The following is an 11,749-nucleotide window of genomic DNA, read 5'->3' as shown; positions in this document are numbered from 1 at the left end:
GAAAGCTATGTCGAATTTATTTTTTATCATTTTACTGGCCGTTGGTTTCGGTATTTGGAAAGCTTTGGATTATTTCCAGTTGCCGAATACCTTCGGTATTTTATTGTTGATTTTGACCACGGTTTCAGGCGTATTATGGTGTTACCATCGCTTTGTTGTTATGCCGAAACGCCAACGTAAAATAGCTCGTGCCGAGCAGCGTTCTGGTCAGGCATTAACAGATGAAGAAAAGGCAAAAATCGAACCTATTTCAGAAGGTTCGGAGTTTTTGTCTTCATTATTTCCTGTGCTTGCTGTGGTGTTCTTTGTCCGTTCGTTTTTATTTGAACCTTTCCAAATTCCTTCCGGCTCAATGGAATCAACATTGCGTGTAGGTGATTTTCTGGTGGTGAATAAATATGCTTATGGCGTCAAAGATCCTATTTTTCAAAATACGATTATTGCAGGTGATAAGCCACAACGTGGTGATGTCATCGTATTTAAAGCGCCGGAACAAGCCTTACTTCGTACCGGATTGGGGGCAACCCGAGCGGCTTATGCGGAAAATTTAGCGTTAACCTCAAAAAATAATATGTCCGGTGTGGATTATATTAAACGTATTGTAGGGCAAGGCGGAGACCGTATCATTTTCGATATGGATCAAAAAACATTGAAGATTGTGTATGGTAAAGAAGGTAAACCTTGCGAAGTAAACTGTGAAAGTAAAGCGTTTGAATATAGTCAAAATCCAACGAATCCGGCATTTCCGAATGAATTGGAATTGACAGAAAAAGGTGATGTGGTACACAACGTATTGATTAGCCCGTATCGCTATTATGCCGGCCCGGAATTTTTTACCCAAGAGGGGAATCCGATCGCAGAATGGGTCGTACCGGAAGGGCAATATTTTGTCATGGGTGATAATCGCGATCACAGTGATGATAGTCGTTTTTGGGGATTTGTGCCGGAAAAAAATATCGTCGGTAAAGCCACTTATATTTGGATGAGCTTAGAAAAAGAACCAAACGAATGGCCGACAGGCTTACGTTTCGAACGTTTCTTTACAGCAATTAAATAAAATGAATCATTTAGAGAGATTAGAGCGAAAAATCGGTTATCAATTTAGGGATATCTCGCTCTTAAAATTAGCACTCACCCACCGAAGTGCTGCCACAAAACATAATGAACGCCTAGAATTTCTAGGCGATTCTATCCTCAATTTCACGATTGCCGAAGCCTTGTATCATCAATTCCCTCATTGTAACGAAGGTGAACTGAGTCGTATGCGGGCGACTTTAGTGAGAGAAAAAACATTAGCAGTGTTAGCACGTCAGTTTGAACTGGGAGAATATATGTCGCTTGGTTCCGGGGAGTTAAAGAGCGGCGGTTTTCGCCGTGAATCAATCCTTGCGGACTGTGTGGAGGCTATTATTGGCGCGATGTCGTTGGATCAAGGCATTATTCTAACGACACAAGTGATTCGAACTTGGTATCAAACTCTGTTGGCAGAAATCAAACCGGGTGATAACCAAAAAGACGCGAAAACCCGCCTACAGGAATATTTACAAGGTAAAGGGTTGGCATTGCCAAGTTATGAAGTTATTAATATTCAAGGTGAACCCCATTGCCAGACTTTCACTGTTGAATGCAAAGTGAAAAATGTAGCTAAAATTGACCGCACTTTCGTGGCGAAAGGATCAAGTCGCCGTAAAGCAGAACAGGCTGCGGCAGAACAAATTTTACAAGAATTGGAAATCAAATGACCGAACAATTTAACAAAACCTATTGCGGCTTTATTGCCATTGTAGGTCGCCCGAATGTCGGGAAATCAACGCTCTTAAATAAAATTTTAGGGCAGAAAATCTCAATTACTTCACGTAAAGCCCAAACCACCCGTCACCGTATTGTGGGGATCAAAACAGAAGGGGCTTATCAAGAAATTTATGTGGATACTCCGGGGCTTCATATTGAAGAAAAACGTGCTATCAATCGTTTAATGAACCGTGCGGCGAGTAGTGCCATTGGCGATGTGGATCTTATCATTTTTGTGGTGGACGGCACCCATTGGAATGCCGATGATGAAATGGTGTTAAACAAACTTCGCAACGCGAAAGTACCGGTAGTATTGGCGATTAACAAGGTAGATAACATCAAAAATAAAGATGATTTATTGCCGTTTATCACTGAATTAAGCGGTAAATTTGATTTTGCACATATCGTACCGATTTCTGCCCAACGTGGTAATAATGTTGGTGAACTTAAAAAAATTGTGCGTGTTTCCTTACGGGAAGGTGTACATCATTTTCCTGAAGATTATGTCACAGATCGCTCGCAACGTTTTATGGCATCGGAAATTATCCGTGAAAAATTAATGCGTTTTACCGGCGAAGAATTGCCTTATTCGGTCACTGTTGAAATTGAACAATTTAAACTGAATGAACGTGGCACTTATGAAATCAACGGGTTGATTTTGGTTGAACGTGAAGGGCAAAAGAAAATGGTGATTGGCGCACAGGGGCAGAAAATTAAAACTATTGGTATGGAAGCCCGTGCGGATATGGAACGTTTATTTGATAACAAAGTCCATCTCGAACTTTGGGTAAAAGTGAAGTCCGGCTGGGCGGATGATGAACGTGCATTACGTAGCTTAGGCTATATGGACGAATAAAAGTGCGGTTCGTTTTCCGTAAGTTTTATCATGTAGAAAGCCAAGGTGAATCCTTGGCTTTTTGTTTGAAAATGAACTAAAAAAACAACCGCACTTTATGCTTAAAAAGGATTAAGCCTCATTGCCAATCCCTAAGGCACAAGCATAAGCGGAACTCCATGCCCATTGGAAGTTATAACCCCCAAGCCAACCGGCAACATCCAATACTTCACCGATAAAATATAGTCCTTTTATTTGCTGACTTTCCATAGTTTTGGAAGAAATATGATGAGTGTCCACCCCACCCATGGTAACTTCCGCCGTACGATAACCTTCCGTTCCATTTGGTACAAATTGCCAATGATGAACTAAATCCAGCAGATTTTTTAACCGCTCTTTGTTGAGGTTAGCGATCGCTTCATCTTGAATAAACCCTTGTTCGAGCCAAAGCTCGACTAATTTTTTCGGCAGTAATCGCGTCAGCACGGTTTTTAGCATGAGTTTTGGTGATTGTTGCTTGGTTTGATGGATTTCTTCTTGCAGATTGTGTGTCGGCAATAAATCAATTTCCACACTTTCATTCAGTTGCCAATAATTAGAGATTTGTAGTACGGCGGGACCTGAAATACCACGATGAGTGAAAAGTAACTGATTGTGAAAAGACTTTCCGCATGTTGCCGTGATCGTGACCGGTAGGCCAATGCCTGAAAGTGCGGTCAAAAATCGATCGGTTTCCCGATAAGTGAAAGGCACAAGGCTGGCTCGTGGTGGAATGACGTTAATGCCAAATTGTTCCGCCAGTTTATAACCAAAGGGGGTTGCGCCTAAGCCGGGCATTGAAAGTCCGCCGGTTGCGATAACCAAATTTCTACATTGCCATTGAGCTGAATTTACCTGCAAAATGAACCGCACTTTCTCATCATTTTCAATCCGTTCGACCTGCGATATTTCATTGCGTAAGTGTATCTTTACTTGGTATTTCTTACATTCATTCGCCAACATTTCTACAATCTGTTCTGCGCCTTCATCACAAAAAAGCTGTCCAAGCTCTTTTTCATGATAAGCAATACCGTATTCTGCAACCATTGAGATAAAATCCCAGTTGGTATAACGGGCAAGCGCGGATTTCACAAAATGTGGATTTTGCGAAAGATAGTGTGCCGGTGTCACCTCAAGGTTTGTGAAATTACAAAATCCGCCGCCAGACATTAAGATTTTTCGTCCAATTTTTTTACCATTATCCAGCACGGTTACTTCTTTGCCTAATTTTCCTAGTTGTGCCGCACAAAATAAGCCGGCTGCACCGGCACCGATAATCAGGGTTTCGGAATAATGGCTCACTGTGTTTGTCCTCGGTCTAAAAATTCTAACATCTTCATACGTTGAATCACCATGCGGCGATCAACAGCAGCATTACCGGTATCTAATAATTGCTGTAAATAATTTTTTGCTTGTGAATAATTACGTTGTTCAAGTTCAATTGTAGCCAGCAAAGAAATACTCGACACTTCTTTTTTATCCTGTTCTAGGGCTTGTGTTAAAAGTTGCTGAATTTCGGGCGTAAGCCGCTGACCTGCTTGGTAATAAAGTGCGGTCGCTTTTAAGCCTAAAATATTCGGTTTGCTGCCCGATAATTTTTCTGCGTTTGCATAGGCAATGAGGGCATGGTCAAACTCATTATTTTGTACATAAGCCTCGCCGAGTTGAATCCACGCCTCGTCGTTATTTGGATTGGCACGTAATTTATCTTGGATTTTACTAATTACATCTTCTTTTTTGTGAAAGTCTGCCATTTCAATTTGCTTGTTATGTTGGGAAATCATCGCTTGCTTACCTTCTTGTAAGCGTGAAAAACGATCAAGAGATAAATAATAGCTAAGTGGGATGGCTAGGAGTAACGCAAAAATACATAGCATGATTTTTCCATTGCTCTTTTGCGGAAAATGCGTATTTTGCTCGACTTGCTCAAGGTTATTGAATGCTGAAAGGGAAGTATTATCCTCAAGCCGAGAAGTTCTTTGTCGGGAATACCAAATCAACCCGAAGGCTAAAATAAGTAATCCTATCGGTAATAGCCATAATAATGCCGTATTCCATTGGAAAGGCGGTTTGTAATTGACAAAATCACCGAATCTTGCCTTCATTGTGTCGATAATTTGCTGATTTGTTTTGCCTTCATTCACCATATTATAGACTTCAATCCGCAAGTCATAAGCGATGGGTGAATTGGATTCTACCAAGTTTTGGTTTTGGCATTGCGGGCAACGTAAAGATTTTGCCAGTTGTACGGCTCGGGTGCGATCCGCCTGGTTTTTAAATTGGTAGGTATCGACTATTTCAGCTTGGGCAAACAAGCTGAATAGGAATAAAAGTGCGGTTAAAAACGTTCTCATTTTTTCATTAATTCTTGAATTTTCGGCACAAAAATGTTTTCCCAGGTTTCACGTTCAAGTAATCCTGAATGGCGATAACGAATCACGCCGTGCATATCCACCAAATAAGTTTCCGGTGCGCCATCTACGCCAAGTTTTAGAGCAAGCTCGCCGTGGCTGTCATCAATCGTGAAAAGAAAGGGATTGCCCATTCTTTTGAGCATTTCACGTCCATTTTGTGGGTTGTCCCGATAATCAATACCGATGATCGGTGTGGTTTTGGCAATATCCATTAATAGCGGATGTTCTTCCTTGCAATAGCCGCACCAACTGCCCCAAACATTCAATAAAAATGCTTGCTTCGGGAAATTTTTCGGGCTGATCTTTTGCGAGGGGGCAAGTAAATTTGCCTGATAAAATTCCGGTACGGGTTTATCAATTAGCGCAGAGGAGATTTTTTTCGGATCCTGATTTAGCCCGGCGATTAATAAAATACATACCGCTAAAAGCATAAAGAGCGGTGTAAAAAAAAGTAGTTTTTTCTTCATTATTTTTCCCGTTTTCGACGCAAAGTCAGCGTACTAAAAAATGCGCCCAATGCCATTAAAATTCCGCCAGCCCAAAGCCAACGAATCAGCGGTTTATAATGTAGGCGGAAGGTAAATTCGCCTTTGCCGAGGGCATCGCCCATGACGATATATAAATCCCCCCAAAAATTTCCGTTTAAGCCGACTTCACTCATAGTCATGGTTCGAACATCGTAATAACGGCGTTCGGGAACAATTGTTGCGTAAACTTTACCATTTTCGGTTACATCGAAAACAGCGACTTCAGCGGTGAAATTCGGGCCGATTTCATTAGAAAATTGACGGTAATAAAATTCATATTGCCCTAGTTTTTGGCTTTGTTGCGGCGCAAGACGAGCACCAATTTCACTACCAAAATAACTGCTCATCACCGCCCCCATCGTTGCAATAGCAACACCGCAATGGGCAAGAATCATACCAAACTGAGTTAAACGAATTTTGCGCCAGTTTTGCCATAAAGTAGCAAAGAAAAGCCAGATAGCAAGACTTAATAATGAGAAAGCAAAGCTGTGAAAAGTGAGCGTATCATTATTGTGAATTTGCTGCCAAATCATTAAGGCGGATAGTCCGAAAGAGGGGATGAGTAGTAATAAACAACGTGCGAAAAAAGCACGATCAAATTTTGATTGGCGTAATGCGAGGGAAACGACCATGGCAATGAGCATCCCCGTTAAAATAGGTAAGAAAATACTGTTGAAATAGGGGCTGCCGACAGAAATCGATCCCCAATTCATAGCTTGAAACAGCATAGGATAGAATGTGCCTAAAAAGGTGGAAACAATCGCAATCGTTAATAGAATATTGAATAATAAAATACCGCCAGTTTTAGAAATCAGCCGAAATCTGACCGCACTTTGCGTATTATTGCTTGCGCGCAGAGCAAATAACCCGAAGGCAAATAGCGTGAGTAAAAAGAAAATTAATAGCAGTATATAACCACGGGTGTTATCCAAAGCAAAAGCATGAACCGAGGTGAGTGCACCGGAGCGTACGATAAATGTTCCCAGTATGCTGAAGGCGAAAGCAAGGAGAGAAAACAGGGTTGTCCAATAATTAAACGCCCCTTGTTTTTCAGTAATCGTTAAACTATGCAACAAACCAAGCCCCACTAACCATGGCATCAGCGAGGCATTTTCCACCGGATCCCAAAACCACCAGCCGCCCCAACCCAGCTCGTAATATGCCCACCAAGCACCCAATACAATACCAAGTGTGAGAAATAACCAAGAAAACAATATCCAGCCACGCATTTTATGGGCAATTTGTTTGACAGGCAGGTTATAAATCAGCGCGGATAGCGTCATTGCAAAATTCACTGCAAAGCCCACATAACCAATATAGAGCAATGGCGGGTGAAAAATTAATCCCACATCTTGAAGCATTGGATTGAGATCCCGCCCTTCCATTGGTGCGGGAAAAATACGCCCAAAGGGATTAGAATAAAATAGAATAAAAACGGCAAATCCTAAGCAAATTAAACCGAGTAAGGAGAGCGTTTGCGTGGAAAAAGTGCGGTCATTTTTTCGGTTGAAAATAGCAAAAGCGGCAAGCCATAAACTTAATGAAAATAACCAGAACAGCATGGATCCTTCGTGTCCTCCCCACGTGGCGGCGACTTTGAAGAATGTCGGTAGCTGGGAATTGGAGTGCGCTGCCACATATTCAAGCGTGAAATCGTCCACGGCAAAAGAATAGGCGAGAATGCTAATGGAGATGATCGTTGAGAGGGTAAAAATATAGCTTAACCACCAAGCGGAATTAATTAACGTTGAATTTTTTTTGAGTAAGCCGATTTGTGGCAGCAATGCAAGGAACAAAGCACTAATAGTGGCAACTAAAAGAGAAAGGAAACCAAGTTCTGGGAGCATAATAAAATTTATTTTTAAATGATTAAAATCGGGTTTCAAAAAAGAAAGGCGCATATTAATACGCCTTTCTCTATAAAACAACTATTACCTAAGCAACCGTTAACTGTCCCGCATACAAAATAAAGTACCGCAGACAGAGTACACCGATTAAGTCAAAAACCGATACTAGAATGATAAAGTTACGGTTATATTTGAGTCGTTCGGATGAAAGCATATTTGCAATTAACGGTGTTAAAATCCCGATAAAGAATACACCAATCCAGAATACCATTCCCCAAAATCCGGAAAGCGCGTTGTGAAGTGCAACGGTTTTTTGCCCGCCACCAAAATGTAATCCCACAAAGAAACACACTAACAATCCAAGCTCTGTTACCATAACCGGCACTTCAAATTTGTGTATAAAGTGGGATTCGTGGGAATCGCCTTTTAGTTTGCCGGCAATCAAAATCATTAAGAATGTTGCCGCAATACCGGAGGATGTGCCTGAAGCTAAGAACAATGCCGGCAATACAGGGTTATTCAGCATTGGATAACTAATTAGGGCAGAAAGTAAGAAACCGGTGTAAGCGCCTAGTACTGCCGCCAATATGAATAAAAGTACTTCCACCGGATTGGTTAAACGTTCTGCAAAGTTAATTAGCTTCATCACAAATTTTAGTTTTGGCATAAAGCGATGGACGATTGCTTCAATTTCATTTTTGAATATCGTAATGCCCCATAATACCAAGAACAGCATATAAATTTGGAAGAGCATAACCCCCATAGACATGACGGAATCAAACTGATAGTTGAACATCAATTTCCAGAATGTCCAAGGGCGTGCCAAGTGGAAAATTAACAGTGTTAAGCCGATTAATGTCGGTACCGAGCCTAAAATCAAACCGGCACGAATAATCCAGTTTTGGCTTGGATTTTCCAATTTATGGCTACGTTTAAATGCAACGGCTAATTGTACTGCACCGGATGAGATCCCGAGTAAAAACAAATAGATCGCAATGGTTGAGTCCCACACTAAATTTGGTGTGTGGAACGGAACTGGATAATCTAACATCATCTTCTAGGCTCCCCATGTTGGAATGGAATATGGTAGAGATTTGGTTGTGTCCCTAATTCCACTTTTGTGCGATAAACCGGTTTTTCTTTTACCTTACGGGCTACTTCACTGGTCGGATCGTTCATATCGCCAAAGGTTAATGCTTTTGTCGGACAAGCCTCTACACAGGCAGGCTGTTTACCATTGGCTAAATTAGTGTCACGACAGAAGTTACATTTATCTGCTGTTAAATGTTCCGGATGAATGAAACGTACACGATACGGGCAAACTGCAATACAATATTGGCAGCCTACACATAAATCTTTATGCACATCGACAATACCGGTTTCTTTATCAATGAAAGATGCCCCGGTTGGACAAACCGCCACACAAGGCGCATTTGTACAGTGTTGGCAAGATTGACGGAAAAACTCATATTTTTGGTTTGGAAATTCGCCATAAGGTTCGCTGCGCAAAATCTCTAAACGAGATACGCCTTGCGGCACTTGGTTGACATCACGGCAAGCATCCATACAGGCCGTACAGCCAATGCAAGTCGTTTCATCATGCACCATTGCGTAACGTTTGGTTTTATCCGCCTTGTCTTCTTTTGCTAAAGAAGTTAAGGATGTTCCCGTCATAAGGATCACTGCCCCCATGCCGGAAACAAAGTTTCGGCGTGAGCAAGTTGTCATTGTTTATCCTTTTGTTCGGTTGATTTTTCTTGTTCGGCTTGGCGTTTTTGTTGTTCACCATGACAGTCAACACAAAGTTTTACACGTTGTTTTGGTTCAATACCTTTCATAGCATCATCTTTAGGATGAAGTGTGTGGCAGCTGGCACAAGGTAATTTCATTGCGTGAACGTCATGAGCCCAAAGTTTTTCACGTAATTTATCAGGTTGGTGGCAAGCAAAACAAACTTGATTTTGTTCTTGCACGGAATACATCGGTTTTTTCTCACCAAAAATATCACCTTCAAAACGCATTACATCTTTTGCACCACGGCGGTGGTTTTCAGTGATATCTCCGTGACAGCTTACGCAGGTGATCGGTTTGCCGTTGTTTGGATTTTTTTGGTTTAAGTGTGCACCATGGAATTTGCCAAAGTGTAGCTCACCACCGGATTGATCCAATGTTTGATTTTTATCTACTTTGTCAAATTTATGACATTTCGCACAATATTGGTTTGGATCACGTTGGTTGTCTAATTGCGGTTCGTAATTTTGTGTAGAATCCGTTTGTGCATGTGCAATCATTGGTGTTGCAGCAGCAAAAATAAGCAATGCTACTGCTTTTGCCATATTGCGAATAAAAGAAGTTAAATTCATTTGGATTACCTCAAATTTATTGTTGAAAATAACCGCACTTTTTTGTTAAGACGCAAAGTGCGGTGATTTTTCTTATTGTTTTGGCCCTGCACCTTCAGCTAATTTGCCGTTGGCTTTTGCTTCTTTTTCCCATTGAGGTACAACTGTTTTTAAGAATTCTTCTTTTGCTTGACGTTCTTTTTCAATATCAATACCCATTACTTTCCAAGCTTTTTCTGCTGTGGAAATATCAGGGATTTCAACCGGTGTTTTCACGCCATGTTTGGTTAAAATAACGGCAAGTTTAGTGCGTGCATCAGCGGCTTTATCTAAACCGGAACCTAGTACACGAAGCATAATATCCGGTGCGTGCATATGACCGCCATGGCTCGCTGCCGAATAGTCCCAACGCCATTGTGCGTGACGGATATTCATTAATGCAGGTTCCATTTCTTCTTTACTTGCACCCGCATCCCAAGCTGCTTTTGCCTCAAAGTGAGCTTTCACAACTTGATCTTCTAAACGACCCATTACATCTTTAACATCTTTTTTACGTGAAGCAACGATGTCTTTTAGTTTTTCTTTGCTTTGATCGTGACAGTTTGCACAAGTTGATTCAAAGGCATCAAACGGATTTTGGATTTGGTGATCGGTATAAACTTTTCCATCTGCATCCTGTACTTTTGGCATATGACAATCCACACAGGTTACGCCGTTTTTACCGTGCATCCCTAAAGACCAAATTTCAAAGTCCGGATGCTGTGCTTTCAACATTGGTGCTTTAGAAAGAGAGTGAGTCCAGTCGCTGAAGCCAATATCATCATAGTATTTTTCAATGTCATCAACCGTTTGACCGTTATTCCAAGGGAATGTGACTTGTTTTATATCACCGGCAAAGTAGTATTCAACATGGCAGTTTGCACAGATTTCCGCACGTTGTTCTGTACGTGCAGCTGTGTTGAAACTAAGGTTCGCTTGCTCTTTTCCTTCTGCTTTTGCCTTGGCTTGTAAAGCATTGTTGAGGTGATCTAACGCACGTAAAACGTGTGGGCGTGCAATACGCAACGCAGGCTTTCCTTCTGCAAAATCTTTAGAGGTGGTATCGTGACAATCTGCACAACCTATTGCATTCACGATTTCAGGCCCGCCTTTTGCCCATTTCGCATTAAAGTAACCTTCTTCGCCCCATTCAGCGATTAAACGGGGAACATCAGGACCTTTACATGTCCAACATGCCATAGGCTGAGGACCGTCATTGGCCGTTTTCGGCGCACCGGTACGCAAAATATCACGCACGTCTTTAACCGCATAAGCGTGACCACGTGGTGCATTATATTCTTTAGAGAAAGCATATCCGCCCCAAAGTACAATCAAGCGTGGATTTTCTTCATTGGCATAAATTAATTTATCCCCTTTCTCCGTCGCTTTCCAAGACTGGAATTGTTTTGGATATTTTTCTGCGAATTTTTCATTTACGGCTTCAATTTTTAAATTTGGATTTGGTGCTTCAACCGGTTGTTCAACAGGTTTATAGACCATTTCTGCCATAGCTGAATTGTAGGTACCTAAAGTTGCGAAAGAAATTGCCAAAATCAGGCTTTTTCTCAATGCTTTCATAATAATCACTCCATAAAAAATAAGGAAAGTAAAATAGCATTAAATGCGAACCATTATTATTGATAAGCTATTGAAATAGCTTAAAAAAATAGAGGTTCATGTAATGGTAACAATAGCAAAAGTTCAATGATTTTCTAGAACGATTTGAGAAAAAGCTGTTTTAGATCAAAGTAACAATAAAAAATACCTCTAAATGAGTAATGATTTAATATGGTTAAAATGAGGATGTAGAGAGAGGGAAAACAGAGAACTGTTTGGTTATAAATAGTCTGCTTATCTAAATGATTCTTTTAGTTTTTTTATAATATTCATTACAGAAAAACCACTACTGTAATCT

11 protein-coding genes are annotated in these 11,749 nt (G+C 41.0%); 3 read left to right on the top strand and 8 right to left on the bottom strand.

Annotated features, from left to right (window positions below):
• Positions 1–7 precede the first annotated feature (7 nt).
• From lepB to era, 3 genes are read left to right on the top strand one after another with little or no spacing between them, the layout of a single operon-like run.
• Complete coding sequence (gene lepB, locus PNEUHYL_RS03275) at positions 8–1,057, top strand: signal peptidase I (protein WP_059365839.1); 1,050 nt, start codon at positions 8–10, stop codon at positions 1,055–1,057.
• A gap of 1 nt (position 1,058) precedes the next feature.
• Positions 1,059–1,742 (top strand): ribonuclease III, encoded by a 684-nt coding sequence (gene rnc / locus PNEUHYL_RS03270; protein ID WP_059365838.1) that lies wholly within the window; start codon positions 1,059–1,061, stop codon positions 1,740–1,742.
• Positions 1,739–2,647, top strand: a complete 909-nt coding sequence (era, locus tag PNEUHYL_RS03265; protein WP_059365837.1) for a GTPase Era — start codon at positions 1,739–1,741, stop codon at positions 2,645–2,647. Before rnc ends, era begins: the two co-directional genes overlap by 4 nt.
• A 111-nt stretch (positions 2,648–2,758) precedes the next feature.
• Here the strand turns inward: era and PNEUHYL_RS03260 are convergent, their stop codons facing one another.
• From PNEUHYL_RS03260 to nrfA, 8 genes are all read right to left on the bottom strand, one after another.
• Entirely contained in the window at positions 2,759–3,967 is a 1,209-nt protein-coding gene (locus PNEUHYL_RS03260; RefSeq protein WP_059365836.1) for a BaiN/RdsA family NAD(P)/FAD-dependent oxidoreductase, read from the bottom strand.
• Positions 3,964–5,019 (bottom strand): heme lyase NrfEFG subunit NrfF, encoded by a 1,056-nt coding sequence (gene nrfF, locus PNEUHYL_RS03255; protein WP_059365835.1) that lies wholly within the window; start codon positions 5,017–5,019, stop codon positions 3,964–3,966. The genes PNEUHYL_RS03260 and nrfF overlap by 4 nt, the downstream gene beginning before the upstream one ends.
• The gene (locus PNEUHYL_RS03250; protein ID WP_059365834.1) at positions 5,016–5,546 is read right to left on the bottom strand and encodes a DsbE family thiol:disulfide interchange protein; all 531 of its coding nucleotides are present in this window, start codon (positions 5,544–5,546) and stop codon (positions 5,016–5,018) included. Before PNEUHYL_RS03250 ends, nrfF begins: the two co-directional genes overlap by 4 nt.
• Positions 5,546–7,453 (bottom strand): heme lyase NrfEFG subunit NrfE, encoded by a 1,908-nt coding sequence (gene nrfE / locus PNEUHYL_RS03245; RefSeq protein WP_059368807.1) that lies wholly within the window; start codon positions 7,451–7,453, stop codon positions 5,546–5,548. Before nrfE ends, PNEUHYL_RS03250 begins: the two co-directional genes overlap by 1 nt.
• An 88-nt stretch (positions 7,454–7,541) precedes the next feature.
• The gene (gene nrfD, locus PNEUHYL_RS03240; protein WP_059365833.1) at positions 7,542–8,507 is read right to left on the bottom strand and encodes a cytochrome c nitrite reductase subunit NrfD; all 966 of its coding nucleotides are present in this window, start codon (positions 8,505–8,507) and stop codon (positions 7,542–7,544) included.
• Positions 8,504–9,181 carry a cytochrome c nitrite reductase Fe-S protein gene (gene nrfC / locus PNEUHYL_RS03235; RefSeq protein WP_059365832.1) on the bottom strand — a complete coding sequence of 226 codons (678 nt, stop codon included), beginning with the start codon at positions 9,179–9,181 and terminating at the stop codon, positions 8,504–8,506. The genes nrfD and nrfC overlap by 4 nt, the downstream gene beginning before the upstream one ends.
• Positions 9,178–9,816 (bottom strand): cytochrome c nitrite reductase pentaheme subunit, encoded by a 639-nt coding sequence (gene nrfB / locus PNEUHYL_RS03230; RefSeq protein ID WP_059365831.1) that lies wholly within the window; start codon positions 9,814–9,816, stop codon positions 9,178–9,180. The genes nrfC and nrfB overlap by 4 nt, the downstream gene beginning before the upstream one ends.
• A gap of 72 nt (positions 9,817–9,888) precedes the next feature.
• Entirely contained in the window at positions 9,889–11,412 is a 1,524-nt protein-coding gene (gene nrfA, locus PNEUHYL_RS03225; protein WP_059365830.1) for an ammonia-forming nitrite reductase cytochrome c552 subunit, read from the bottom strand.
• Positions 11,413–11,749 lie beyond the last annotated feature (337 nt).

The organism is Rodentibacter caecimuris, assembly GCF_001019715.1.
GTDB lineage: Bacteria > Pseudomonadota > Gammaproteobacteria > Enterobacterales > Pasteurellaceae > Rodentibacter > Rodentibacter caecimuris.
Note: the sequence above shows the minus strand (reverse complement) of the source record. Positions and strands in the feature narration are given on the sequence as shown.

What these genes read in the sequence shown, in the direction of transcription:
- lepB (WP_059365839.1), top strand. Translation starts at nt 8, where the DNA reads ATGTCGAATTTATTTTTTATCATTTTACTGGCCGTTGGTTTCGGTATT.
- nrfB (WP_059365831.1), bottom strand. Translation starts at nt 9,816, where the DNA reads ATGAATTTAACTTCTTTTATTCGCAATATGGCAAAAGCAGTAGCATTG.
- rnc (WP_059365838.1), top strand. Translation starts at nt 1,059, where the DNA reads ATGAATCATTTAGAGAGATTAGAGCGAAAAATCGGTTATCAATTTAGG.
- nrfF (WP_059365835.1), bottom strand. Translation starts at nt 5,019, where the DNA reads ATGAGAACGTTTTTAACCGCACTTTTATTCCTATTCAGCTTGTTTGCC.
- nrfD (WP_059365833.1), bottom strand. Translation starts at nt 8,507, where the DNA reads ATGATGTTAGATTATCCAGTTCCGTTCCACACACCAAATTTAGTGTGG.
- nrfA (WP_059365830.1), bottom strand. Translation starts at nt 11,412, where the DNA reads ATGAAAGCATTGAGAAAAAGCCTGATTTTGGCAATTTCTTTCGCAACT.
- nrfC (WP_059365832.1), bottom strand. Translation starts at nt 9,181, where the DNA reads ATGACAACTTGCTCACGCCGAAACTTTGTTTCCGGCATGGGGGCAGTG.
- nrfE (WP_059368807.1), bottom strand. Translation starts at nt 7,453, where the DNA reads ATGCTCCCAGAACTTGGTTTCCTTTCTCTTTTAGTTGCCACTATTAGT.
- era (WP_059365837.1), top strand. Translation starts at nt 1,739, where the DNA reads ATGACCGAACAATTTAACAAAACCTATTGCGGCTTTATTGCCATTGTA.
- PNEUHYL_RS03250 (WP_059365834.1), bottom strand. Translation starts at nt 5,546, where the DNA reads ATGAAGAAAAAACTACTTTTTTTTACACCGCTCTTTATGCTTTTAGCG.